The organism is Flavobacterium ammonificans (assembly GCF_020886115.1).
In the GTDB taxonomy this organism is placed as follows: domain Bacteria; phylum Bacteroidota; class Bacteroidia; order Flavobacteriales; family Flavobacteriaceae; genus Flavobacterium; species Flavobacterium ammonificans.
This window is the reverse complement of sequence record NZ_AP025185.1, coordinates 2,018,518-2,044,911: the sequence shown is the minus strand read 5'-3', so window position 1 is coordinate 2,044,911 and position 26,394 is coordinate 2,018,518. Positions and strand designations below refer to the sequence as shown.

Genomic DNA, 26,394 nt, shown 5'->3' with positions numbered 1-26,394 from the left:
ATAGATGAAAACGATCTTTAGTAGAGTTGTACTTTGTATTGTATTATTGTTTTTGGTTTCAAATTGTGTTACCATTAAGAATAAATTCGTTGCAACTGACCCAATCGTAATAAATAAACCTGAGATTTCTGATTTTGAAGAAGTCTATATTCCTCAAACCAAATCCGCTAGAAAAAACTTTTTTAAAGATTCAGAAGCCGAAAATCGCTGGGCAGATAGTATTTTTAGCCAAATGTCGCTACAAGAAAAAGTGGGACAATTATTTATGGTTGCCGCCTATTCTAATAAAGACAATCTTCATACAAACGCCATTGAAAAGTTAATTAGAGACCATAAGATTGGTGGTCTGATTTTTTTTCAGGGCGGGCCTTTGCGTCAAGCGAATTTGACTAACCGTTATCAATCCAAATCAAAAATTCCATTATTTATTGGAATTGATGCAGAGTGGGGACTGAGCATGCGCTTGGATTCGACTTACCGTTATCCGTGGAATATGACATTAGGTGCTATACAGGATCTTAAGTTAATTGAGAATGTTGGAGAGTTAATGGGTAAAGAAAGCCGAAGAATGGGAGTACACTTTAATTTTGCACCTGTTTTAGATATTAATACGAATCCAAAGAACCCAATTATTGGCAACCGATCTTTTGGTGAAAATAAATTCAATGTAACCGAGAAGGCAATTGCTTTAATGAGTGGAGTACAAAGGCAGGGTGTTTTTTCAACAGGGAAACATTTTCCAGGTCATGGAGATACCTCTATTGATTCTCATTTAGGGTTACCAACGGTGTCTTTTTCAAAAGAACATTTAGATAAAGTAGAGCTATATCCGTACAATAAAATTATCGATGAAGGTCTAGCTTCAGTAATGGTAGGTCATTTAGATGTTCCTAGTTTAGAATTCCGTCAAAATTACCCCACTTCCATTTCGTATAATGTAGTCACCAATTTATTGCAAAACGAACTAAAATTTGAAGGGTTAATCTTCACCGACGCTTTAAACATGAAAGGTGTTAGTAAATTTAAGAAACCAGGCGATGTTGATTTAGATGCATTTCTAGCTGGAAATGACATTTTACTTTTTTCGGAAAATGTCCCGTTAGGTATTGAAACTATAATTAAAGCTTATGAAGATAAAATTGTTTCAGAGGAGCGATTGGAACAATCTGTAAAGAAGATTTTAAAATACAAGTTCAAGGCGGGTCTTCATAACTACAAACCTATAGCAGTTCAAAATTTAATTCAAGAGATTAATCCTGTTGCAAATGAAGCTTTGCAATACCAATTGTATGAAAATGCAATTACAGTTTTGAAAAATGATAAAAACCTTTTGCCTATAAAGGATTTGAACCTTCAAAAGATTGCGTATGTGAAACTTGGAGATGATTTCAATACTAAGTTTGTGTCAACACTAAAGAAATTTACTGAAGTTACTGAAATTAATGCGACAAGTTTAGATAGCCTTAACCTAAAGTTAAAAGAATATTCTACTGTAATTATTGGTTATCATAAAGCAGATAAACCATGGAAGAATAATGATTTTACATCCACTGAAAAGCTTTGGCTTCAAGAAATCGCAAAAAACAATAGAGTTATATTAGATGTATTTGCTAAACCGTATTCGTTATTACCAATATCAAATTTCGATGATATAGAAGGACTTGTTGTTTCCTATCAAAACAATGATATTGCTCAAGAGGTTAGTGCTGAATTATTATTTGGCGCTATTGAGGCTAAGGGTAAATTACCTGTTTCTATCAACGAATCGTTTAAAGTTAATGAAGGACTTTCCACACAGAAATTAAATAGATTAGGTTTTACAGCACCTGAGAATGTCGGAATGAGTTCAGAAAAACTAAAACAAATTGATGTTTTGGCTCAAAAAGCAATTGCAGGTAAGATGGCTCCAGGAGTTCAAGTGTTGGTGGCTAGAAAAGGGAAAGTGATTTATCAAAAGGCCTTTGGACATTACACTTATGATTCGAATGAAAAAGTAACCAACGAAACCATTTTTGATGTTGCTTCTGTGAGTAAAATTGTTGGGACTTTGCCCAATGTGATGAAGTTATATGATCAAAATAAAATTAATTTGAATACCACTTTAGCCGAAATGCTACCCATTTTCGCTGCTTCTGATAAAAAAGATATTCATTTTAAAGAATTGCTAACACACTCTGCAGGTCTAGTGGCATGGATTCCTTTTTATAAAGCCACTTTAGATTCTAATAATAAGCCTTTATCTAAATATTATAGAAAATTAGCTGATTCTCAATTTTCAAAGAAAGTAGCTGACAGCCTTTTCATTCGTAATGATTATCATGATACAATTATGAAAATGATTGTCAATAGTAAATTGTCTCCTAAAAAAGAATACAAATACAGTGATTTTACCTTTATTATTCTAGGCAATTATTTAGAAAGGGTGATGGGAGTTTCACTAGATGTTTTAGCAACAGAGCAGTTTTTTAAACCTATTGGCGCTACTAATACAATGTATAATCCGTTGACTAAAATTGAAAAGAATCGAATAGCGCCAACAGAAGTTGATGATTATTTTAGACACCAAACTGTTCAGGGCTATGTTCACGATATGGCTGCTGCATTAGAAGGAGGAGTTGCTGGTCATGCTGGATTGTTTTCGAATGCAATGGACATTGCAAAAATGATGCAACTGTTTTTACAAAAAGGAAACTATGGGGATCAACAGTTTTTTTCTGAAAAAACCTTCGATGATTTCAACACTTGTTATTTTTGCTCTGATGGCAATCGAAGAGGTTTAGGATTTGATAAACCGCAATTAAGTGGTGATAGTCCAACTTGTGGTTGTGTTTCTATGTCAAGCTTCGGACATACTGGTTTTACAGGAATTATGACTTGGGCTGATCCAAAAACTGAAATTATTTATGTATTTATTTCGAATAGAACCTATCCCACTAATCCGATCAATACATTGTCTAAAGAACACATTAGAGAAGATATTCAAAAGGTTATTACCGAATCAATTTTAAATTAATTACAATGAATAAAGTAATTGGGTTTTTTATATTCTTTTTTTGTGTAAGTACCATTCATGCTCAAAATGTAGATATAGATGTCTTAAAAAAAATAAACATTAATAGGAATACATCTTTGGATGGTACATTTAAATCTATTAGTCAATCAGCAGTACCTATTAGTGTAGCTACTCCAATTCTAATTTATACATTAGGAATGATTAATAATGATTCAGTTGCAAAACAAAAAGCTTTGTTTATAGGTGAAACATTTTTAGCTTCAGCATTTATAACTGTTGTTTCAAAAAAGATTATAAAAACAGATCGTCCATACGATACCTATCCAATGGTACAACCTGTAGTTTCAGAAGCTTCTTACTCAATGCCATCGGGACATACCTCTACAGCTTTTGCAACAGCAACATCATTGAGCTTAGCCTATCCAAAATGGTATGTTGTAGCCCCATCATTTGTATGGGCAGGAGCGATTGGTTATTCTAGAATGCATTTAGGAGTTCATTATCCCTCTGATGTTTTAGCAGGTGCGATTGTTGGCAGTGGTTCAGCCTATCTAACCTACAAAGCAAATCAATGGATCAATAAAAAGCGAAAGAAAAAATGATTAAAGTAAGTTAGTATTATTTCTTTATGAAATAGGAAAGCCGTTGTAATTTCATTAAATTCGTATTCTTAAATTATACAAATGAAAATTGCTATCGTATGTTATCCCACCTTTGGTGGAAGTGGAGTTGTAGCGACTGAGTTGGGTCTTGAATTGGCTCGTCGAGGGCATGAAATCCATTTTATTACTTATAGTCAACCAGTACGATTGGCTCTTTTGAATCCTAATGTTCATTACCACGAAGTTAACGTTCCAGAATATCCTTTATTCCATTATCAACCTTATGAATTGGCTTTGTCAAGTAAGTTGGTAGATATGGTTAAATTACATAAGATTGAACTATTGCACGTTCATTATGCTATCCCTCACGCTTATGCGGGTTATATGGCGAAGCAAATGCTGAAAGATGAGGGAATTAATATTCCAATGGTCACCACTTTGCACGGAACAGACATCACCTTAGTAGGTAACCATCCTTTCTATAAACCAGCAGTAACTTTCAGTATTAACAAATCTGATTTTGTTACTTCAGTATCTCAAAATTTGAAAGATGATACCTTGCAATTGTTTAATATTTCCAAGGATATTGAAGTGATACCCAATTTTATAGAATTAGATAAAGTTAATTCAGAAAATAAAATGCCCTGTCAACGCTCTGTTATGGCTAAAGAAAATGAGCGAATTATAACCCATATCAGTAATTTTAGGGAGGTAAAACGAATACCGGATATCATTAAAATATTTTATGCCATTCAAAAAGAAATTCCTGCAAAGTTAATGATGGTTGGGGATGGACCAGAAAAAGAAAAAGCTGAATACCTATGCAAAGAGTTAGGTATTTTAGACAAAGTAATTTTCTTTGGTAATAGTAATGAAATTGATAAAATTTTATGCCAAACAGATTTATTTTTATTACCATCCAAAACTGAAAGCTTTGGATTAGTTGCATTAGAAGCTATGGCTTGTAGTGTTCCAGTTATTTCAAGTAATGCAGGAGGCTTGCCAGAAGTAAATAGGAATGGTTTTTCAGGTTTTCTAAGTGATGTTGGAGATGTCGATACTATGGCCAAAAACGCGCTTACAATTTTAAAAGACGATTTAACTTTAGCCGAGTTTAAGAAAAATGCTTTGGCGACAGCTCAAAAGTTTGACATCAAAAATATTCTTCCACTTTATGAAGATTTATATCGTAGAGCAATTGCTAAGTTTACATAAATAAGTAAATGCCGCTTTTTAAAGCGGCATTTATATTTTTTAGAATTTATAACGAATTCCAAGCGCGATATCTGAACCATAATTATTTTGGAAATAACCTTTCCCACCAAATTCGGGTCTGAAATCTAGCGAAAGTAGTAGGGGTAGTTCTTTTAAGTTGTATTCTATTCCTACATTTCCTGCCACATAAACAAAACTTCCATTATCTTCTGTTGTACTCCAACTGCCAAGGCCAGCACCTGCTCCAGCATACCAATTGAAAGAATTGTCAATTTCCCATACCCATTGGTAGACTCCTGTTAGTTTGAATGCGCTTACAGCACGATTATCTCTCCAACCTAAATTAGCTTCCAGTCGATTGTTTTCAGACAACGAACGTTGGTATGATATTTCAGCGCCAAAACCATTGTTATCTCCTAATCGCAAACCAATTGCATTTTTTGATATTTCTTGAGCTTGCGATGTAAATCCTAATCCAATTAGTAGTACAGCGGTTACAATATTTTTTTTCATAAGTAATTATATTTTTTCTAAGTTACTAAATAAACGAACCATAATGAAATTTAGTATTAATTTTCGTTGTTATATTTGATGTAAGCAGACTAAAAATCACACAATAAATCCATTTATTCAGCAAAAACTTTAATCCTTATATTTTTAATCTTTAAACTAAAATGGTACTTTTGTTTAAAACTAATTACAATGGCAGGGAATAGCTACGGAACACTTTTTAGAATTACTACTTTTGGAGAATCACATGGTGAAGCTTTAGGTGGTGTCATCGATGGATGTCCTCCTGGAATCACTTTAGATTTAGAAGCCGTTCAATTAGAAATGTCCAGAAGAAAACCAGGTCAATCGGCTATTGTAACTCAAAGAAAAGAACCTGACGAAGTACAATTCTTGTCCGGTATTTTTGAAGGAAAAACTACAGGAACACCAATTGGTTTTATTATTCCAAATACCAATCAAAAGTCGGATGATTATTCCCACATCAAAGATAATTATAGACCGAGTCATGCAGACTATGTATATGACCAAAAATATGGTTTTAGAGATTACCGTGGTGGTGGAAGAAGTTCGGCTAGAGAAACAGCAAGTAGAGTAGTAGCGGGAGCTATTGCGAAGCAAATGCTTCCTGATATTAAAATTAATGCTTTTGTTTCTTCTGTTGGTCACATTCATTTAGATAAAAATTACCAAGAATTAGACTTTTCAAAGACAGAAAGTAATCCAGTTCGTTGCCCTGATGAAAGTTCTGCAGCTAGAATGGAAGACTATATTCGTGAAATTCGTAAACAAGGAGATACTGTTGGTGGAGTAGTGTCTTGTGTAATTCAAAATGTACCTGTTGGATTGGGCGAACCCGTATTTGATAAACTACATGCCGAGTTAGGAAAAGCAATGTTATCAATTAATGCAGTTAAAGGTTTTGAATATGGAAGTGGCTTTTGCGGCGCCGAAATGAAAGGCAGTGACCACAATGATTTATACCACGCTGACGGAACAACCAAAACGAATTTATCGGGCGGAATTCAAGGCGGAATTAGCAACGGAATGGATATTTATTTCCGTGTAGCATTCAAACCAGTTGCCACAATCATGCAAAAACAAGAGTCATTAGATAATAAAGGAAATATAACAGAAATGACAGGAAAAGGGCGTCATGATCCTTGTGTCGTTCCTCGCGCTGTTCCTATTGTTGAAGCGATGGCCGCTATTGTTTTGGCTGATTTTTATTTATTAAACAAAATCTATTAATATTCTAAACAATTTATTTCTGCTTTTCGCTCTATTTTTTAGTTGTTAGGTTTTGATTTTTAAATCTCTTCTCGCAAATAGTTTGACGCTTACAGTTGGTAAATTATTAATTACAAAAAATGAAAGAAACTACTACAAAACCATCGTTTTTATCAGGACTTACGGGACAAATTCTAATAGCAATGATAATTGGCGCTATTTTAGGTATAGCTATTCATACTAATTTTTCTACTGAGATTGCTCAGTCGTTTAGTTCTAAAATTAAAATTTTAGCTACCGTATTTATCCGATTGGTACAAATGATTATTTCACCATTGGTTTTTACCACTTTAGTAGTTGGTATCGCTAAACTTGGAGATATTAAAGCAGTTGGAAGAATTGGTGGGAAAGCCTTAGGTTGGTTTTTTACCGCTTCATTCATTTCGTTATTATTAGGAATGTTTTTTGTAAATATTTTACAACCGGGAGTAGGTTTAAATCTTTCTAATGTTGATTTAACTACTGCCTCAGAAGTTACGGCTAAAACCACCACCTTATCTTTTGAAAATTTCATTGAGCATATTGTTCCTAAAAGTATATTCGAAGCCATGGCTACTAACGAAATATTACAAATTGTAATTTTCTCCATCTTTTTTGGTTTAGCCGCTGCAGCAATTGGAGATACAGTTAAGCCTGTTGTTAATGCTTTAGATAAGACCTCTCATATTGTTCTAAAAATGGTTAATTATGTAATGAAATTCGCTCCAATAGGAGTTTTTGGTGCCATTGCGGGAGTATTTGCAGTACGTGATTTCCAAGAATTAGCAATTACTTACTTCAAATACTTCGGTTCTTTTTTAATTGGAATTGCATCATTATGGGTAGTTCTTATTTTAGTGGGTTATATCTTTTTAAAATCGAGAATGTCAACTTTATTAAAAAGAATTTCAAGTCCATTAATTGTTGCTTTTGGTACAACGAGTAGTGAGGCTGTTTTTCCAAAATTAACAGAAGAATTAGAACGTTTTGGTGTGAAAGACAAAATAGTTTCATTCATGTTGCCTTTGGGGTATTCGTTTAACTTAGACGGAAGTATGATGTACATGACTTTTGCGAGTATTTTTATTGCACAAGCCTATGGAATTGACTTGGATATTGGTACACAATTGACAATGTTATTGGTATTAATGCTTACAAGTAAAGGAATTGCAGGTGTTCCAAGAGCTAGTTTAGTAGTAGTAGCGGCTACTTGTGGAATGTTTGACATTCCAATAGAAGGTATTGCGTTGATTTTACCTATTGATCATTTCTGCGATATGTTTCGATCTGCTACAAATGTTCTCGGAAACGCTTTAGCTACTTCTGTAGTAGGACAGTGGGAAGATAAAATCGAAGACGCTAGTTAATCTAAAAATAAATTATAAAAAAAACGTTGGTATTAATACCAACGTTTTTTGTTTTGTTTTGATGCGCTTGATTTTCTTGATTTATGGGCGCCTCCACTTCGATTAGAATTTTTAGGTTTCTCCGCAATGGCATCAGGACTTCCAGAGTGCCAAGGATACGGATGATCTGAAATAGTCTTAACATCTACTTTTATTAATTTTTGAATGTCTTTCCAGTATGGCTCTTCGTCTTTACTGCAAAATGAAATTGCCATTCCGCCATTTCCTGCTCGACCAGTTCTACCAATTCGGTGCACATAGGTTTCAGGAATATTTGGTAAATCAAAATTAATTACAAAAGGTAATTGATCAATATCGATTCCACGTGCAGCAATATCAGTTGCTACAAGTACGCCCACTTCTTTATTTTTGAATGCTTCTAAAACACGTTGTCTTGCGTTTTGAGATTTGTCACCATGAATGGCTTCTGCAGCAATATTGTTTTTTCGCAACGCCTTAACTACATTGTCAGCTCCGTGTTTAGTTCTTGAAAACACCAATACATCGGACAAATTTTCATTCTTTATTAAATGATATAACAAATTTCTTTTTTCTGTTTTTTCAACAAAATAGACCTGTTGTTCAATTTTTTCAGCAGTTGAAGAAACTGGAGAAACTTCTACTTTTGCTGGATCTTTTAAAAACATTTCTGCTAACTCCCGAATAGCAATTGGCATCGTAGCAGAAAATAATAATGTTTGACGGTTGTTAGGCGTAAGCTTCACAATTTTTTTCACATCATTAATAAATCCCATATCCAACATTTGATCGGCTTCGTCAAGAACCAAGGTATGTAAGTGGTCAAAATTGATAAATCCTTGTTTGTGCAAATCCAATAATCTTCCAGGTGTAGCAATTACCACATCAACTCCCTTTTTTAAAGTGTCAACTTGTGGAACTTGCGAAACGCCACCAAAAAGTGTAATCTGTGTTAGATTAGTATATTTTGCATAGGTGTCAAAATTCTGACCAATTTGAACGGCCAATTCACGGGTTGGAGTTACAATTAAAGCTCTAATTTCTTTGGCTTTTTTTGACGAACCTACGATTCGATGTAATTGATGAATAATTGGAATGGCAAATGCCGCCGTTTTTCCAGTACCAGTTTGCGCACAACCAATTAAATCTCTACCAGATAAAACGATAGGAATAGATTGTTCTTGAATAGGAGTGGGGTGTGTATAGCCTTCTTCATGAACGGCTTTTTGGATACTTTTTGAAAGTGATAAATCTTCGAATAACATAATTTTACTATTAATGTATTGCATTAAGTACAGCAATACTTGGCAAAGATAGTGTTATTATTTTTGATGCATCCAACTAGGAACAATCGTTTGGTGCTGTACATCGGATTCGTTCCTTGATTTTATAAAGTCAGTTATCAAGTGTCCTATTATTTTACCTACTAAATGATCATTTTTAAGTTCACCTAAATCAGGCGCACCTTCGCAAAGATGCAAGTAAGTAGCATTTTTGAATTTCCCAAAATAAGAGACAAATTGTCGTAATTCTTCAACAGAAAAACCAGTAAGAGTCATTGTGCTGCTAGCAATATTAGGAATGGCTCCCAAGTCAACTTCTAAACCGAATGGATCTTGATTGATAAACTCTAAAGCTTGAGTCATTTCTTTTTCAAATTCTTTTTCTTTTCGAATTTTGATACTATCATAAGTAACATAGCGTACTCGATCTTCAATCTTCTTAAATGTATCCAATACACTTTTGGAAACATGATTCTCATGCAAACCAAAGACAAAATATTTTTTTAAGAAACCTTCTTCAAAAGCATAGGAAAATGCGTTTCCGCTATGTCGACCTTCTAAAATTCTAAAATCGGAATGGGCATCAAAATTTATGGCATTAACAGGTTTTCCTTTGGCTAAAGCCGTTCCTTTGATATTCCCATAAGCATTGTTATGGCCTCCACCAATAATAATAGGTGTTTTACCTAGTTTGACAATATTGAAAATAATATGAGAAACTTCTTTATCAATTTTTTCTACCAGTTGGCTTAATTTAGAACGATCGTCAATATCATTAAAGTCAAGATTTTCCACCTCTGCCATTTCATGGGCTACATTAAGTGATCCTAAGACTATAATTTGATTTCCTTTACTAAATCGGTTATGCTGAATATTAGCAATGCTTTTGATGGCGCTATTCCAAGCTGAAGCTGCACCAGGGCGGCCATAATTAGCTCTGATTCCAATATCTTCAGGGATTCCAAATAAAACATATTTTGCTTCGCAACTTGAAAGGAATTCCAAAGCATCGACTCCTTTTGGTACAGTAATCATTTTCTCACCAAATTTAATTTCACCATTTCTTTGGTTGGTAATTTTGCCGAGATCAGTTAAAGTAAAAGGAATTATTTTGTCCATTTTATAAAAAGTTTTAGCCAAAAATACTATAAATGTGTCAAAATACGTTGTGTAGTATGGATATATTATTATTTTTGTCGCAAACAATTAAACTATAAAAATTAAAAATGGAAAATCAAAAAAGCAATTCAAATTTGAAAGCAATCGTAATTGTACTATTACTATTACTTTTAGGGAGTTTAGGTTATATTTTCAAAATGTCAACTGACGCTGAAATTGTTCGTACTGAGTTGAAAACTACATTAACTGAAAAAGAATCAGTGATGAAAGATTTACAAGATTTAAAAGCTACTTATGACGCTGCGATTGCTGAAAATACTACAATGTCTGAGGAATTAATTAAAGAAAGAGATAAAGTAGTTGCTTTAATGTCAGATTTAAAAAAATCTAATGGTGATGTTTCAAAATTCAAATCTCAATTGACTGCTTTACAAAGTAATATGAAAGTGTTAATTGCTGAAAATGACAACTTGAAAAAACAAAATGTTACTTTGACTGTTCAACGTGATAGTACAAGAGTAGTCTTGGTAGAATCTAAAAAAGCAAACGAAGTATTATCTTCTCAAAATTCAGAGTTAGCTAAAACAGTTGAAAAAGGATCAGTTTTAACTGTGTTGAATACTAAAGGTGCTGCTTACAAAGTAAGAAGTTCAGGTAAGCAAATAGAAACTGAAAAAGCGAATAGAGCTGATATTTTAAAAGTTAGTTTTACTATAGCTGAAAATAAAATCGCAAAATCAGGTACAAAAATGTATTATGTACAAGTTATTGATAGCGAAAATAATGTTGTAGGAGAAAAGAAAGTGGAGAATTTCGGAACAAAATCGTTAACATACAGTTTTACAACTAATGTAAAATATGAGAATAAAACAGTTGATGTTTCAGAAGATTTGGCAGGAAGTAAATTTGCGAAAGGTACCTACACAGTTAACGTGTATGATAAAGCAGAATTAGTTTCAAAAACATCATTCTCTTTAAGATAATTTTCAACAGAGTATATAAAAAAGGGAGCTATTTGCTCCCTTTTTTTATTCAATAATTTGAAAGGAAAAATTATTCAATTATTTTAATTTCAAATAGCGTATCCCAATTTTTACCAGTAACAAAAAGGGTTTTAGTTTTTGAATTGTAAGCTATACCATTAAGCACGTCTGTGTTTTCTGTTTGCTTAATTTTAGTTTTTAATTCAGCAAGGTTTATAATACCTTCTACAGCACCATTTTTAGGATTAATTACAGCTATAGCATCTTTCTGGTACACATTTCCATAAATTTTTCCATCTATCCATTCCAGTTCATTTACAGCTTTCACTTTGTTGGCTAAAGAATACACATTGATAGAACCTATCTCGGCAAATGTATCAGGATTTAAAATATGGATAGTTTCGGAGCTATCTGACATATACAACGATTTACCATCTGTTGTTAATCCCCAACCTTCCATTTTTTTAAAATAAGGTATTGTTTTTTCTTTTTTGAAAGTATCAGCATTATAAACATAACCTTCATTATTTAGCCAAGTAAGTTGGTATACTTTGTTATTTAAAATAGTGATTCCTTCTCCAAAATACTGTTCAGCTAATTCTATTTTTTTGTAAACTTCACCAGTTTTAAAATTAGTCTTTCTTAAGCTTGAAATTCCTTTACTTCCCGATGGACTACTGCCATTACCAGTCCCTTCAAATAAAGTATCCCGATAAAATTCTAATCCTTGAGTATACGCTTGAACATCATGAGGATAAGTGTTTACTATAGTGTATTTTAATAATTGAGGTGAAACACTCGATACCAATTCTACTTGCTCGTTAATTTCAGCTAGTTCCCCTTCATAATATACAATAGCTTTTAGATTTTGATTGCCTAATTTTTGATCTTTAAATTCAAATGACAATTTTCCTAATCCTTTTGTAGTTCCAATTTTCACATCGTTAATATAAAAGACAATACTATCAACTTCTTTTGAGCTAGAATTTGACAGACTTAAATTGATTGATTCCTCGGGTACATATTGTTTTTTAGTACTTGCTGTTTCAAAGCTAAATAATGAATTGTCTTCTTTTTTTGCTCCGCCACAATTCGAAAGACTTATGGCTAACAAAATGATAAATAAGCAGTTGTATTTTTTCATGATTTGTATTTTAAAATTCGAATATACAACCTTATTTTATTAGTAGCAATGACTTGCAAAAATATAAAAAGGTTGTATATTTGCACCGGCAAGTCCTACACGACCAGCTCCTGCAGAATCCCCCAGGATGGGAACATAGCAAGGGTAAGCGGTTGAGCGGTGCGATGTAGGTCGCTTGCCATTTTTTATGAATCTTCCTCTAGGAAGATTTTTTTGTTTATAGGGATTCAAAACTTTTATTTTTGATTATTTTTATAAGCTAAATAACTGATAATAAATTGATTTGAATGAGTAAAGTTGTGTTGATTACAGGCGGATCTTCGGGTATAGGGAAATCTATAGGAGAGTTTTTACATCAAAAAGGTTTCATCGTATACGGAACAAGTAGAAATCCTGAAAAGGTGTTGAATTCTATTTTTCCGTTAGTCGCTTTAGATGTTAGAGATGTTGAGTCAATTCATTTGGCTGTAGCCCAAATTATTCAATCAACAGGTAGATTGGATGTTGTAATTAATAATGCTGGAGTTGGAATTACAGGACCTTTAGAAGAAATCCCAATGGAAGAGATTAAAAATAATTTTGATACCAATTTTTTTGGTCCAATAGCTCTAATGAAGGCTGTTTTGCCTCAAATGCGCCAACAAAAATCGGGCTTGATTGTCAATATCACTAGTATAGCAGGATATATGGGATTGCCGTATCGAAGTGTCTATTCAGCTTCAAAAGGCGCTTTGGAATTAATTACTGAGGCGTTACGAATGGAGGTGAAGTCTTTTGGAATTCAAATTACCAATGTTGCTCCTGGAGATTTTGCCACCAATATTGCCGCAGGACGTTTTCATGCTCCAATAATTCAAGGTTCAGATTATGAACGAGCTTATGGATCTATTTTAAAAACTATGGATGAGCATGTGGATAGTGGAAGTAATCCAAATGAAATGGCTGAAGCGGTTTTCCAAATTATTCAAGACAAAAATCCAAGAATTCATTATAAAGTAGGGGCGTTTATGCAAAAATTTTCCATAGTTCTAAAAAGAATACTTCCAGATACTGTGTACGAAAAAATGCTAATGAAACATTACAAACTCTAATTTGAATTTATTTTTTTTGGTACATATTTAATATGACAATAAAATGCGGAAAAGTTATTGAGGCTAAAAAAGCGAAAAATAATGCGTCAAATACAACCATATCTTTCGCTATATAGTACAAGCCAAAAACACCTACCAAAGAAATAAACCAATAAATAAAAGCTGTTTTGAAATATTTTTTAAAATCAGCCCAGGTAGAAGAGCCATATAAAAAAATCAGTTGATCATTTAGCGATGGAATACTGTGCCAAAAAATAAAGTAAATGGTAAATCCCCAAATTAAACTCGAAGCTTTAAATACAATTGCTAAAACAACGAGATAAAACAGTTGTTCGATTAGGTTATTCTTAAACTCAGTTGAAATTTGATATAACCGAATAGATAAAACCACAAATAAGCTTAATGTAATTAGTAGCGCAGTTTCAATAAATTCTGTTGAAAGGGTGTACTTAGTTATTTCAAAAATGATTTCAATTACTTCCTTTGAATTAAAGTAAAATAAAATCACCAAGATTAGCAATCCATAATTAAATTGAAATATTGGTGTTATAAATGATTTATTTGTTTTAATAATTTCATTCCAATGTTGTTCTCCGAAATGGTAACTACTTACCAAAATAAACAATAATAAAGCCACAATTGGAATATTAGTAAATAGAAGAACGGATATTCCAACAATTGAAACATAAATTCCAATTATTTTGACAAAATCGAGTTTTTTATTTGATTTTAACTGGTCAATTAGAACCAAATCATTGGCTCCATGAAGTACTCCAAATGACAAAATCAAAAAAAAACCTAAAATTATTTGGTATTTATTTGATAAATAAGAAGTTAGCCAAAGTCCCGCAAAGCTTGTTATGACTGATAATTTTAATGTATTTGACATAATTAATTGTTTTTGTTTAATCTTTTTTCAAAAAAAATAAACACAAAAATGTAATTTGTATTACTTAATACTGTAAATTTACTTTATTAATTAACCTAATTTTTTATTTTATGTCAAATTTTATGTTTATTTCTGCTAATGTAGCAAAAATGCTACCAAACGACTATGTTGGATTTACATTCTTCATTGGAAGCATGGCCATGATGGCTGCTTCAGCTTTTTTCTTCTTATCGCTAAGTCAGTTCGATAAGAAATGGCGTACTTCAGTATTAGTATCAGGATTGATTACTTTTATTGCTGCAGTACACTACTTTTACATGCGTGATTATTGGAATGCATTCCAAGAATCACCAACGTTCTTTAGATACGTGGATTGGGTACTTACTGTGCCATTGATGTGTCTAGAGTTTTATTTAATTCTAAAAGTTGCTGGTGCAAAACAGGGCTTGTTGTGGAAAATGATTTTCTACTCAATCATCATGTTAGTAACAGGATACTTTGGAGAAACAATTTTTAGTGACCAAGCAGCTTTTTGGGGATTCATCTCAGGACTTGCTTATTTCTTAATTGTTTACGAAATTTGGTTAGGCGAAGCTTCAAAACTAGCAAAAGCTGCTGGTGGAGATGTATTGGCTTCACACAAAATCTTATGTTGGTTCGTACTTGTTGGATGGGCAATTTACCCATTAGGATACATGTTAGGAACTGATGGTTGGTACACAAGTTTCCTTGGTAAAGGGAGTGTAGATGTTGCTTACAACATTGCGGATGCTATCAACAAAATCGGATTTGGATTAGTTGTTTACAACTTAGCTGTTAAATCTACTTCTAGTTCAAACTAGAAATTCTAAGATATTAGTTCCAAAACCGCCTCTGAAAAGAGGCGGTTTTTTTTATGCAGTTAATTTATTTTTAGTTCTCAATTCATTTCTTACTTTTGTTAGCGTATTCACAACTAAATATTTTTGGAATGAAATTTTTTATAGACACAGCTAATTTAGCTCAAATTAAAGAAGCACAAGCTTTAGGTGTTTTGGATGGTGTAACTACTAATCCGTCGTTAATGGCAAAAGAAGGTATTACCGGAAAAAATAATATCTTAAAACATTATGTAGACATTTGTAATTTAGTAGATGGAGATGTAAGTGCCGAAGTAAATGCTCTTGATTTTGAAGGCATGGTAAAAGAAGGTGAGGAGTTGGCTGATTTGCACGAGCAAATTGTAGTTAAATTACCAATGACCAAAGAAGGGGTTATGGCTGCCAAATATTTTTCTGATAAAGGAATTAGAACGAATGTTACTTTAGTTTTTTCTGCTGGTCAAGCATTATTAGCTGCTAAAGCAGGAGCTACTTACGTTTCTCCATTCATTGGTCGTTTGGACGATGTTTCTACAGATGGATTAGCACTGATTGAAGAGATTCGTTTGATTTATGATAATTACGGATTTGAAACGCAAATTTTAGCAGCTTCTGTGCGTCATACGATGCATATTATGAACTGTGCTAAAATTGGTGCCGATGTGATGACAGGACCTCTTTCTGCTATCTACGGATTATTGAAACACCCATTAACAGATATTGGATTGGCACAATTTGTTGCTGATTTTGAAAAGGGGAATAAATAATATTTTTCTTTTATAAATTAAAAAATCCCATCAATTGATGGGATTTTTTTGGTTTTGGTTAGTTGCGTATTTTTAGTGTCCACCACCCACTTCGATATCGTTTCCAATACCTTGTTTTTCTAAAATTCCGATTACTTTCCATCCGTAGAATGCAATAAATGCAAAACACAATACAGGAATAAAGTACGAAGTATGAATACCAATTACATCGGCTAATTTACCTTGTAATGGCGGAATAATACCACCACCTAAAATCATCATTACTAAGAAAGCAGCTCCTTGAGAAGTGTATTTTCCTAATCCTGCAATTCCTAAAGAGAAGATACAAGGCCACATAATACTCAAGAATAAACCACCACTCATAAAAGCAAAAATTGCAATTGTTCCTGTTGTAGCTAATCCAATGATCATTGCAATTGCTCCTAGTAAACCAAAAATTAATAAAGTTCTTGATGGTTGATCTTTTCCTAAGAAGAAACCAACAATTTGGAATACAATTACAAAAGCATAAGCATATAGCGGAGTAATATCTTGTCCAGAAATTGCGTTAGCAGTCAGTACAACTCCAAAAGCTACATAAGGAACTACAATTAGTAAAATTTTTCTCATTTGAGAAGACGGATTGAAAACTGAAATTGCACCAGCCCAACGACCAATCATTAAACTTCCCCAATACATAGACATGAATGGCGCAAGTCCAGGACCGTCAATTGCCCCAAAATCTTTAGTTGCTAATAACTCTCCTAAATTACTACCTATTGTAACTTCTACACCCACATAAGAGAATAAGGCTAGCATTCCTAACACTAATTGTGGGTATTTCATTGCACCCCAACCTTGTGGATTTTTTTGAGCTGTAGCATTCGCAAATAAAAGACCAATTACCACTACTAATAAAGTAGATATAGTTAATCCAAGTCCTAAGTAATCAACTTCTTTGTTTTCTATAAAACGTCTAATAAATTCTGGATCTTCATATCGAGCGAAGATATACCCAAATATCACTACTAATAAAACAGTAATTACAACAAGCGTAGTTAAAGCTTTGTTAGCTGTTTCAAACGTAGCATCACTTTTTCCAGCAGGTAATTTTTTAGAAAAATGAAATAAAGCAGCAGCCAACAAGAACAAGCCACCAACAGCCATATACAAAGTAATCATAGAATCTAGGGAGTCGGCTTTTTGAGCAAATTCTTCAATACTTACTCCTGAAATAACTCCAAAAAGTGCAAAAGAAACAACGATAGGTCCTATAGTTGTTCCTAATGAATTAATTCCTCCAGCTAAGTTCAATCGACTAGAAGCCGAATGTGGTTCACCTAAGGAAGCTGCAAACGGTTGTGCTGAAGTTTGTTGTAATGAAAATCCTAAGGCTACAATAAATAAAGCTCCCAAGATGAACAAATAACTTCCTTGCAAAACAGCTAAAATCATTAAAGCAGCCCCAAAAGTACTGATTAACAATCCGTAAATAATTCCTTTTTTGAATCCCCAGCCGTTAAGAATATCTCTTTTAGCAACACTACTAAATATAAACAATAATAACGCTCCGATATAATATGCCCCGTAGAAGGCAAAATCAATTAACTGACTTTGGAATTGATCCAATCCAAATTTAGCCTTGCAAAAAGGGATGAAAACACCGTTAGATGCTCCAATAAATCCCCAAAAGAAGAAGACCGTGATTAGGGTCGAAAGTGCCGAATTATTCGACTTCGTTTGTTCTGAATTCATTTTAGTTTTTGGTTTTTTTAGTTTGTGATAATTAATTGCTTAAAATGTAAAAGTATTTGATACTAAAATCAAAAAAAAATAATTCATAATAAATCTTTTCAAAATTATAGAATAAATAGTTTTTGATGTAAATCATTGATTTTTTTCTAATGATATGTTCAAGATGTTATTTCGTTTCAGTATATAAATGAAATCCTTGTGTAATTTAATTTTAAAATAAAGCTATTTAGTTTTTTGCTATTTTTGCAAAAAAATATACGACATGTTATCAATTAATAATTTATCAGTTCAGTTTGGCAAACGAATTTTATTCGACGAGGTCAATACCACTTTTACTCAAGGTAATATTTATGGTGTTATTGGTGCCAATGGTGCTGGAAAATCTACTTTTTTAAAAATTATTTCGGGTGAGATGGATCCTACTTCAGGTCATATTCACTTGGAACCAGGAAAACGTATGTCGGTTTTAAACCAAAACCACAATATGTTCGACGAATTTACTGTTTTGGAAACGGTAATGATGGGAAACAAAGTGTTGTATGCCGTTAAAAAAGAAATGGATGAATTGTACTTGGATTATAATGATTCTAATGCCGATAGAATAGGAGAGTTGCAAGTGCAATTTGAGGAGATGAACGGTTGGAATGCTGATTCGGATGCTGCGTCGATGTTATCTAATCTTGGTATTTCTGAAGACAATCATTATACTATGATGGGTGATTTAGAAGGAAAAATCAAGGTACGAGTCCTTTTGGCACAAGCCCTTTTTGGAAATCCTGACGTGTTGATTATGGATGAGCCTACCAATGATTTGGATTTTGAAACCATTGCTTGGTTAGAAAATTTCTTGGCAAATTATGACAATACAGTAATTGTTGTATCGCATGACCGTCACTTTTTAGATGCGGTTTGTACGCATATTTCAGATATAGATTTTGGAAAAATTAACCATTATTCAGGAAACTATACTTTTTGGTACGAATCAAGTCAGTTAGCGGCTAAACAACGTGCACAACAAAACAAAAAAGCGGAAGAAAAGAAACAAGAATTGGAAGAATTTATTCGTCGTTTTTCTGCGAATGTGGCTAAATCTAAACAAGCTACATCTCGTAAAAAGATGATTTCTAAATTGAATATTTCTGAGATTAAACCCTCAAGCCGTCGTTATCCAGCGATTATTTTTGACCAAGATAGAGAAGCGGGTGACCAAATTCTGAATGTTGAAAATTTGAGTGCTTCTATAGATGGAGAAACCTTGTTCAAAGGAGTGGACTTGAATATGGCGAAAGGCGATAAAATTGTTCTTTTCTCAAAAGATTCACGTGCTACGACTGCATTTTACGAAATTTTGAATGGCAATCAGAACGCTGATTCAGGAACATTTGATTGGGGAATTACAACTAACCAAGCGTATTTGCCAGCTGAGAATCATTCGTATTTTGAGAACGACTTGACTTTAGTAGATTGGTTACGCCAATGGGCAAAAACTGAAGAAGAAAGAGACGAAGTGTTTATTAGAGGTTTCTTGGGGAAAATGATTTTCTCTGGAGAAGAAGCTTTAAAAACTAGTCGCGTATTATCAGGAGGAGAAAAAGTACGTTGTATGTTGTCTCGTATGATGATGGAACGCGCGAATATTTTAATGTTGGATGAGCCTACGAATCACTTGGACTTGGAGTCGATTACAGCATTTAATAATTCGTTAAAAAACTTTAAAGGATCGGTTATATTCACAACTCATGACCACGAATTTGCACAAACAGTGGGTAATAGAGTAGTGGAGTTAACTCCAAATGGAGCCATAGACCGTTACATGACTTTTGACGATTATTTAGACGATGAAAAAGTTCAAGAATTAAGAACTAAAATGTATTCTTAATTTTTACTATTTAAAAAGCCTTGATTTTTCAAGGCTTTTTTTCTGTAATTTTTAATTATCAATCATTAAACAGAATTTGTATATTTGCAAACCAAACATAACACTTTACCATGAGTCAAAAAGTATTACTTACTGCAAAAGAAGTTACTATCATACTACATCGTTTGGCTTGTCAATTGGTTGAAAAACACTTAGATTTCTCGGATACAATTTTAGTTGGAATACAACCTAGAGGGGTTTTTTTAGCAGAGCGTTTAAAAGAAATTTTAGAAACAGAATACCAAACTTTAGATATTACTTTGGGTTATTTGGACATTACTTTTTTCAGAGATGATTTTAGAAGAACTGAAAAACCTTTAGAAGCGAATAAAACCAACATCAATTTTATTGTAGAAAACAAAAAAGTCATTTTTATTGACGACGTCTTGTTTACAGGGCGAAGTATTCGTTCAGCTTTAACAGCTATTCAGTCCTTTGGAAGACCTTCTGAGATTGAATTATTGGTATTGATTGATAGACGTTTTAGTCGTAATTTACCCATTCAGCCCGATTACCGAGGAAGACAGGTAGATGCCATCAATAACGAAAAAGTAAAGGTGTGTTGGAAAGAAAATGATGGAGAAGACGGCGTATATTTAATAACCAATTAAATAGAAAGTCAATCCTTATAAAATTATAATTGTAAAGAAAAATGAAAGAATTAAGCGTAAATCATTTATTAGGAATTAAATACATTAACAAAAATGATATTGACTTAATATTTGAAACTGCTGATCATTTTAAGGAAGTTATCAATCGACCGATTAAAAAAGTTCCTTCTTTACGAGACATTACCATTGCCAATATCTTTTTTGAAAACAGTACCCGAACCAAACTTTCCTTTGAATTAGCCCAAAAACGATTGTCGGCCGATGTGATTAGTTTTTCTGCAGCACAGTCTTCAGTTAAGAAAGGGGAAACATTGATCGATACTGTAAATAACATCCTTTCAATGAAAGTGGATATGGTAGTAATGCGTCATGCTAATCCAGGTGCGGCTTATTTCTTATCTAAAAACGTAAAAGCAAGTATAGTTAATGCAGGAGATGGAGCACACGAACATCCAACACAAGCTTTGTTAGATAGTTATTCCATCCGCGAAAAATTAGGTAATGTAGCGGGTAAAAAAGTGGTCATTGTGGGGGATATTTTACACTCTCGTGTTGCCTTGTCTAATATCTACGCCCTGCAAATGCAAGGTGCCGAAGTAAAGGTTTGCGGGCCTAAAACTTTGATTCCTAAATACATTGAATCACTTGGAGTAACAGTTGAGTCAAACTTACGTAAGGCATTAGAATGGTGTGATGTAGCTAATATGTTACGAGTGCAAAATGAACGTATGGACGTTAATTACTTTCCTTCAACAAGAGAATATGCACAACAATATGGGGTAGATAAAAATCTATTAGATTCCTTAAATAAAGAAATTGTAATTATGCATCCCGGACCAATTAATCGTGGTGTCGAAATTACGAGCGATGTTGCCGATTCTCAACAATCGGTTATTTTAGACCAAGTAGAGAACGGTGTAGCGATACGAATGGCGGTTATCTATCTTTTGGCTTCAAAAATTCAATAGTTTATTTGAAATAAACTTGGCAATTATATTTTAATAAACTGTTTTAGTTTTAATTCCCCATTTATGAAAGTAGATCAAAAAGGACATACCATAACAATACAAGATACCCAAGGAGATTTCGCTTCATTTTTAGATAAAGTGTCACAATCTAAAACAGCATTTGATACCCATAATGTAATCATCGATTTATCTCATAATCCATCAGTTACTCTTGCAGATTTAAAATTGTTGCTACCTTTGGCTAAACAACATAAAAAACTAAAAAAATCATTTGTGGTAGTGGCAGAAGGGATCGATTTTAATGCTGTTCCTGCTCAATTATCTGTAGTGCCTTCTAATTTAGAAGCACATGATATTATTGAGATGGAAGAAATTGAACGTGATTTAGGTTTCTAAGTATGAAAGTAAACATCAAAACCATAATATATCTCTACACAATAGCGCTATTTTTGCTCACATTTCTTTTTGCAAGAGATATAATTCACGGTATTAAAACGGGAAATTTTGATTTTATAAGCCTAATTATCTATGCTGTGTGTGTTGGCTTTTTTGCAATTAAAATCAATAGATTAGGTGCTAAATCCAATTCAAAAGAAGATTAATTTCGGATAAGAAATTAAATACATGAAACTAACCATTTTAGGCTGCTATGCCGCTACACCTCGAACGATTACGAATCCAACTTCTCAGTTATTAGAGATTAAGAACAGAATGTTTTTAATTGATTGCGGAGAAGGTACTCAGGTGCAGCTTAGAAAGAACAAGATTAAGTTTTCTAAAATCAATCAAGTTTTTATTTCCCATTTGCATGGCGACCATTTTTTTGGTTTGATAGGACTGATTTCTACTTTTAGTTTGTTAGGAAGAACAACGGATTTACATATTTATGGTCCAAAAGGAATCAAAGAAATTATTCTGTTGCAATTGCGATTGTCTAATTCGTGGACGAATTACGGTTTGTATTTTCATGAATTGGAATCGGAGGAAAGTGAGACTATTTTTGAAGATGAAAAAGTGATGGTTACAACCATACCTTTAAAACATCGTGTGTATACTAATGGTTTTTTATTCCAAGAAAAAGTAGGTGAACGCAAGTTGAATATGGATGCGGTGCTGAATTATGAAATAGAGAGCTGTTATTATCAAAAAATTAAAAACGGGAAAGACATTGCTCTAGAAGACGGTAGAACTATACCCAATTCAGAATTGACTTTTGACCCAATCGAGCCTAAAAGTTATGCTTTTTGCTCAGACACCGTGTATCATGAAGCTATTCTTCCAATTATCGAAAATGTAGATGTTTTGTATCACGAATCTACTTTTTTGGAATCAGAAGAAGGTTTAGCTCAAAAGACTTTGCATTCTACTGCAAAAGAAGCGGCTCGAATTGCTTTGAAAGCCAATGTAAAACAATTAATTTTAGGGCATTATTCAACCCGTTACGAAAGCATAAGCTTGTTTAAGGAAGAAGCAGCAACTATTTTTTCAGAAGTAGCATTAGCAGAAGACGGAAAAACATTTGAATTGTAAAACAAAACTAGTCATGAAAGATTTAAGCGATTACAGAAAAACCTACGATAAAAGTGAATTATTAGAAACTTCAATTCCTGAAGACCCTATTAACTTGTTCAATAGATGGTTTCATGAAGTAGAAGATTTTGGCGGTAGCGAAGAAGTCAACGCCATGACGGTTGCAACTATTGGTTTGGATGGATTTCCAAAATCAAGAGTGGTTTTACTTAAGAAGTTTAACGAAGAAGGATTTATTTTTTATACCAATTATAATTCCGAAAAAGGAAAGGCAATCACTGCGAATCCTAATGTTTGTTTGTCATTCTTTTGGCATAGTATGGAACGTCAAGTGATTATTAAAGGTATTGCTCAAAAAACTGCCGAAGCGATTTCTGACAATTATTTTGCTTCAAGGCCAGACGGAAGTAAATTAGGAGCAATAGTTTCTAATCAGTCAGAAGTGGTTCCATCAAGAGAATACTTAGAAGAAAACTTAAAACAATTAGAATCCAATTTTGAAGGTATGGTTATTCCAAGACCCGAACACTGGGGAGGATTTTTAGTTACACCTCTCGAAGTGGAGTTTTGGCAGGGAAGACCTAACCGACTTCACGATCGAATTCGTTATCAAGCGCAGTCTGATTTTTCATGGAAAATTGACCGTTTGTCACCTTGATATTGAATAATTTGCTATTTTATTTAGATTTCCGATTTGGTTCAAAGAGTTATTGAAAAGAAATTTTTCATCCATTTGTAATTTGTATTTTATTCTTTCGTAAATTAGGGGTTGAAGATGTTGTTGATGTGTACATTAATTTTTAACTAATAATCCCCCATAATATTATGAAAAATTTAATCTTAGTTCGACACGCAAAATCAAGTTGGGAAGCGCCGCTTCAAGATGTTGACCGCCCACTTTTACATCGAGGAATTGTAGATGCGCATCTAGTTTCTTCTACTATTTCTAATTACATTCCCAAAACTTTTTTACTTTGGAGTAGTATTGCAAAAAGGGCCGCTGATACTGCCTTAATTTTTGCACAAAACATTTCATTCCCCATAGAGAATATAATTTACAAAGAGGATTTATACACTTTTGATGAATTTCAACTCGAAAAAGTGATTAAATCGTGTAATAATCTTTATGAAACTGTTATTCTTTTCGGCCATAATGAGGCTATTACAAATTTTGTTAATAAATTTGGAGATTGCATCCTGCCTAATGTTCCAACCTCCGGTTTTGTTTCAATTCAATTCGACGATGATCAATGGAGTAACATTAAAAATGGTAGGATCTTAAAAACTATTTTTCCAAAAGATTTAAAATAATTAAGTGTTGCAACAAAGATATATTGATAGAGAAAAAAGTTGGTTAGCCTTTAATGCCCGTGTTTTACAAGAAGCGGGTGACGTAACGGTTCCATTATTAGACAGAATGCGTTTTCTTGGAATTTTCTCCAATAACTTAGATGAGTTTTTTAGAGTTCGTTTTGCTGCAATTCGCAGGTTAACTTTAAATGGAATTTCTGGTGAGAAATACTTTAACGGAATTTCATCAAGTCAGTTATTGCATGATATAACAGAAATCGTAATTGATCAACAAGCGGAAAGCTTAGCCATATTAAGTGATATTGAAGCTCGCTTAGAGAAAGAAAATATATTTACTATTGATGAAAATGATGTAACTCCAGATCAAGAATTGTACTTAAAAGATTTTTTTGTACAAAAAGTAAGTCCTGAGTTAGTTACCATTATCTTAAATGATTTAGATCATTTTCCGGTATTAAAGGATACTTCGGGCTATTTGGCAGTCAAATTAGTAATTAACGGATTTTCAAAAGAAATTGAAGAGCGTTCTTTTAATTTTCGTTCATTATTGAAAAGAAATGCTAAAGAAACCAATAAAAAAAGTAAGAAAGAAGTCCTTTATGCAGTAATCGAAATTCCAAAAACAATCAATCGTTTTGTGGTTTTACCTCCTGAAGGTGAAAAACAATTCGTGATTATGCTTGATGATGTTATCCGTTTAAATTTAAACAAAATCTTTGATATTTTTGATTATGAAAGCGTTGATGCCCATATGATTAAAATTACAAGAGATGCTCAGTTGGATATTGACAGTGACTTGAGTAAAAGTATGTTGGAAAAAATAGCATCAAGTGTAAAAGACAGAAGGATTGGAGAGCCGGTTCGTTTTATTTACGATCAGAATATTGATAAAGACACACTTGATTTCTTCCTGACGAATATGAAAATTGATGCTACTGATAGTATCATTCCTGGTGGTAAATACCATAACAGAAGGGATTATATGGATTTTCCAAACCTTGGGAGGTTTGATTTATTATACAAAACAAATCCGCCTTTACCTATACCAGGATTGAGTTTGGATGAAAATATAATGAAGAAAATTGCGGTTAAGGATTATATGGTTAGTGCTCCTTATCAATCGTATTCGTATGTGATTAAGTTTTTAAGAGAAGCAGCATTGGATCCTGCAGTAACTACAATTAAAATTACGTTATACCGATTAGCAAAAAACTCTCAAATTATCAGTTCATTAATTAACGCTGCTAAAAATGGAAAAAAAGTAACTGTCCAAATTGAATTGCAAGCGCGATTTGACGAAGCCAGTAATATTTTTTATTCTGAACAAATGCAGATGGAGGGAATTGAACTTATTTTTGGTGTAAAAGGATTAAAAGTACACAGTAAAATATGTGTTATCGAAAGATTGGAAGGATCTAAAATTCACCGATACGGTATAATTTCGACAGGAAACTTTAATGAATCTACCGCAAAAGTATATACCGATGTTACTTTATTTACAGCACATCAAAAAATACTTAAAGATGTATCTAAAGTTTTTGAATTTTTTGAAATCAACTATCGCATTTACAATTACCAGCATATTATTACTTCACCTCATTTCACTAGAAATAAGTTTAATAAGCTTATAAACAGAGAGATTGCTCATGCAAAAGAAGGTAATACAACTTACATGAAGTTGAAAATGAACAGTTTATCTGACATTGAAATGATTGATAAATTATACGAAGCAAGTAATGCAGGTGTAAATATTAAATTAGAAGTTAGAGGTATTTGCTCTTTAATTCCCGGAATACCTGGCTTAAGCGAGAATATAGAAGCTATAAGTATCGTAGATAATTATTTAGAACATTCTCGTATTTATATATTTGGTAATGCAGGGGATCCTGAGGTGTTTATTTCCTCAGCTGATATGATGACTCGTAATTTAGATGGACGTGTAGAAGTAACTTGTCCTATTTATGATGAAGATATTAAAAGAGAGTTAATTGATAATTTTGACTTAGGTTGGCAGGGTAATGTAAAAGCTAGATTGCATTCACATCTTTTAGATAACAAATACCGACAAAGAGGCAACAAACCTATTTTTAGAGCTCAATTAGAGACGTATAATTATTATAAGAACCAATTAGAAGGTGGTGAAATAAACTAGTTGTTTTTATCCCTTTCCAATTTTATAATTCAGAATTTAT

The 26,394-nt window shown here is 33.0% G+C and carries 24 protein-coding genes and 1 other RNA gene; 19 read left to right on the top strand and 6 right to left on the bottom strand.

The window, feature by feature from the left end; all coding sequences use genetic code 11:
• Positions 1 to 4: 4 nt before the first annotated feature.
• The 3 genes from LPC20_RS09080 to bshA all read left to right on the top strand — a co-directional run bounded on the left by LPC20_RS09080 (position 5) and on the right by bshA (position 4,830).
• Positions 5 to 3,013: a serine hydrolase domain-containing protein gene (locus tag LPC20_RS09080; protein WP_229324662.1), complete on the top strand. Its 3,009-nt coding sequence runs from the start codon at positions 5 to 7 to the stop codon at positions 3,011 to 3,013.
• A 5-nt stretch (positions 3,014 to 3,018) separates the two neighbouring features.
• On the top strand, positions 3,019 to 3,615 hold the full coding sequence (locus LPC20_RS09075; RefSeq protein WP_229324660.1) for a phosphatase PAP2 family protein: 597 nt from the start codon (positions 3,019 to 3,021) through the stop codon (positions 3,613 to 3,615).
• An 81-nt stretch (positions 3,616 to 3,696) separates the two neighbouring features.
• Positions 3,697 to 4,830: an N-acetyl-alpha-D-glucosaminyl L-malate synthase BshA gene (gene bshA, locus LPC20_RS09070; protein ID WP_229324657.1), complete on the top strand. Its 1,134-nt coding sequence runs from the start codon at positions 3,697 to 3,699 to the stop codon at positions 4,828 to 4,830.
• 39 nt (positions 4,831 to 4,869) lie between these two features.
• On the opposite strand, the gene LPC20_RS09065 is transcribed toward bshA, so the two are convergent.
• Complete coding sequence (locus tag LPC20_RS09065; protein WP_229324655.1) at positions 4,870 to 5,343, bottom strand: hypothetical protein; 474 nt, start codon at positions 5,341 to 5,343, stop codon at positions 4,870 to 4,872.
• Positions 5,344 to 5,532: 189 nt separating this feature from the next.
• Between LPC20_RS09065 and aroC the strand changes: the two genes are divergently transcribed.
• Together aroC and LPC20_RS09055 are read left to right on the top strand one after the other, a co-directional pair.
• Positions 5,533 to 6,591, top strand: coding sequence for a chorismate synthase (aroC, locus tag LPC20_RS09060; RefSeq protein WP_229324653.1), 1,059 nt, complete (start codon positions 5,533 to 5,535; stop codon positions 6,589 to 6,591).
• Positions 6,592 to 6,710: 119 nt separating this feature from the next.
• Positions 6,711 to 7,976, top strand: a complete 1,266-nt coding sequence (locus LPC20_RS09055) for a dicarboxylate/amino acid:cation symporter (protein WP_229324651.1) — start codon at positions 6,711 to 6,713, stop codon at positions 7,974 to 7,976.
• Positions 7,977 to 8,008: 32 nt separating this feature from the next.
• Here the strand turns inward: LPC20_RS09055 and LPC20_RS09050 are convergent, their stop codons facing one another.
• Complete coding sequence (locus LPC20_RS09050; RefSeq protein ID WP_229324650.1) at positions 8,009 to 9,259, bottom strand: DEAD/DEAH box helicase; 1,251 nt, start codon at positions 9,257 to 9,259, stop codon at positions 8,009 to 8,011.
• 57 nt (positions 9,260 to 9,316) lie between these two features.
• Positions 9,317 to 10,396 carry a formimidoylglutamase gene (locus LPC20_RS09045; RefSeq protein WP_229324648.1) on the bottom strand — a complete coding sequence of 360 codons (1,080 nt, stop codon included), beginning with the start codon at positions 10,394 to 10,396 and terminating at the stop codon, positions 9,317 to 9,319.
• A gap of 107 nt (positions 10,397 to 10,503) precedes the next feature.
• Between LPC20_RS09045 and LPC20_RS09040 the strand changes: the two genes are divergently transcribed.
• Positions 10,504 to 11,379: a hypothetical protein gene (locus LPC20_RS09040; RefSeq protein WP_229324646.1), complete on the top strand. Its 876-nt coding sequence runs from the start codon at positions 10,504 to 10,506 to the stop codon at positions 11,377 to 11,379.
• A gap of 70 nt (positions 11,380 to 11,449) precedes the next feature.
• On the opposite strand, the gene LPC20_RS09035 is transcribed toward LPC20_RS09040, so the two are convergent.
• Complete coding sequence (locus LPC20_RS09035; protein ID WP_229324644.1) at positions 11,450 to 12,523, bottom strand: glutaminyl-peptide cyclotransferase; 1,074 nt, start codon at positions 12,521 to 12,523, stop codon at positions 11,450 to 11,452.
• A gap of 86 nt (positions 12,524 to 12,609) precedes the next feature.
• On the opposite strand from LPC20_RS09035, the gene ffs reads away from it, so the two are divergent.
• Together ffs and LPC20_RS09025 are read left to right on the top strand one after the other, a co-directional pair.
• Positions 12,610 to 12,707: signal recognition particle sRNA small type (gene ffs / locus LPC20_RS09030), an RNA gene on the top strand.
• Between the two features lie 103 nt (positions 12,708 to 12,810).
• Positions 12,811 to 13,614 carry an SDR family oxidoreductase gene (locus LPC20_RS09025; protein WP_229324642.1) on the top strand — a complete coding sequence of 268 codons (804 nt, stop codon included), beginning with the start codon at positions 12,811 to 12,813 and terminating at the stop codon, positions 13,612 to 13,614.
• A gap of 7 nt (positions 13,615 to 13,621) precedes the next feature.
• Here LPC20_RS09025 and LPC20_RS09020 read toward each other — a convergent pair whose 3' ends face one another.
• Positions 13,622 to 14,503, bottom strand: a complete 882-nt coding sequence (locus LPC20_RS09020) for a Brp/Blh family beta-carotene 15,15'-dioxygenase (protein ID WP_229324640.1) — start codon at positions 14,501 to 14,503, stop codon at positions 13,622 to 13,624.
• 110 nt (positions 14,504 to 14,613) lie between these two features.
• On the opposite strand from LPC20_RS09020, the gene LPC20_RS09015 reads away from it, so the two are divergent.
• The gene (locus LPC20_RS09015; protein WP_229324638.1) at positions 14,614 to 15,345 is read left to right on the top strand and encodes a bacteriorhodopsin-like; all 732 of its coding nucleotides are present in this window, start codon (positions 14,614 to 14,616) and stop codon (positions 15,343 to 15,345) included.
• 128 nt (positions 15,346 to 15,473) lie between these two features.
• Complete coding sequence (fsa, locus tag LPC20_RS09010; RefSeq protein WP_229324636.1) at positions 15,474 to 16,130, top strand: fructose-6-phosphate aldolase; 657 nt, start codon at positions 15,474 to 15,476, stop codon at positions 16,128 to 16,130.
• Positions 16,131 to 16,202: 72 nt separating this feature from the next.
• Here the strand turns inward: fsa and LPC20_RS09005 are convergent, their stop codons facing one another.
• The gene (locus LPC20_RS09005) at positions 16,203 to 17,864 is read right to left on the bottom strand and encodes an MFS transporter (protein WP_229324634.1); all 1,662 of its coding nucleotides are present in this window, start codon (positions 17,862 to 17,864) and stop codon (positions 16,203 to 16,205) included.
• Between the two features lie 262 nt (positions 17,865 to 18,126).
• Here LPC20_RS09005 and LPC20_RS09000 point away from each other — a divergent pair, with 262 nt between their 5' ends.
• From LPC20_RS09000 to ppk1, 9 genes are all read left to right on the top strand, one after another.
• Positions 18,127 to 19,743: an ABC-F family ATP-binding cassette domain-containing protein gene (locus tag LPC20_RS09000; RefSeq protein WP_229324633.1), complete on the top strand. Its 1,617-nt coding sequence runs from the start codon at positions 18,127 to 18,129 to the stop codon at positions 19,741 to 19,743.
• 110 nt (positions 19,744 to 19,853) lie between these two features.
• On the top strand, positions 19,854 to 20,393 hold the full coding sequence (gene pyrR, locus LPC20_RS08995) for a bifunctional pyr operon transcriptional regulator/uracil phosphoribosyltransferase PyrR (RefSeq protein WP_229324631.1): 540 nt from the start codon (positions 19,854 to 19,856) through the stop codon (positions 20,391 to 20,393).
• A 41-nt stretch (positions 20,394 to 20,434) separates the two neighbouring features.
• Positions 20,435 to 21,361: an aspartate carbamoyltransferase catalytic subunit gene (locus LPC20_RS08990; protein WP_229324629.1), complete on the top strand. Its 927-nt coding sequence runs from the start codon at positions 20,435 to 20,437 to the stop codon at positions 21,359 to 21,361.
• 63 nt (positions 21,362 to 21,424) lie between these two features.
• A complete protein-coding gene (locus LPC20_RS08985; RefSeq protein WP_229324627.1) occupies positions 21,425 to 21,757 on the top strand; it encodes a ribonuclease Z in 333 nt (110 codons plus the stop codon).
• A 2-nt stretch (positions 21,758 to 21,759) separates the two neighbouring features.
• A complete protein-coding gene (locus tag LPC20_RS08980; RefSeq protein ID WP_229324625.1) occupies positions 21,760 to 21,963 on the top strand; it encodes a hypothetical protein in 204 nt (67 codons plus the stop codon).
• Positions 21,964 to 21,985: 22 nt separating this feature from the next.
• On the top strand, positions 21,986 to 22,891 hold the full coding sequence (locus tag LPC20_RS08975) for a ribonuclease Z (RefSeq protein WP_229324623.1): 906 nt from the start codon (positions 21,986 to 21,988) through the stop codon (positions 22,889 to 22,891).
• 13 nt (positions 22,892 to 22,904) lie between these two features.
• Positions 22,905 to 23,549 carry a pyridoxamine 5'-phosphate oxidase gene (pdxH, locus tag LPC20_RS08970; protein WP_229324621.1) on the top strand — a complete coding sequence of 215 codons (645 nt, stop codon included), beginning with the start codon at positions 22,905 to 22,907 and terminating at the stop codon, positions 23,547 to 23,549.
• A gap of 167 nt (positions 23,550 to 23,716) precedes the next feature.
• Positions 23,717 to 24,202, top strand: a complete 486-nt coding sequence (locus LPC20_RS08965) for a SixA phosphatase family protein (protein WP_229324619.1) — start codon at positions 23,717 to 23,719, stop codon at positions 24,200 to 24,202.
• A gap of 4 nt (positions 24,203 to 24,206) precedes the next feature.
• On the top strand, positions 24,207 to 26,354 hold the full coding sequence (gene ppk1, locus LPC20_RS08960; RefSeq protein ID WP_229324617.1) for a polyphosphate kinase 1: 2,148 nt from the start codon (positions 24,207 to 24,209) through the stop codon (positions 26,352 to 26,354).
• Positions 26,355 to 26,394 lie beyond the last annotated feature (40 nt).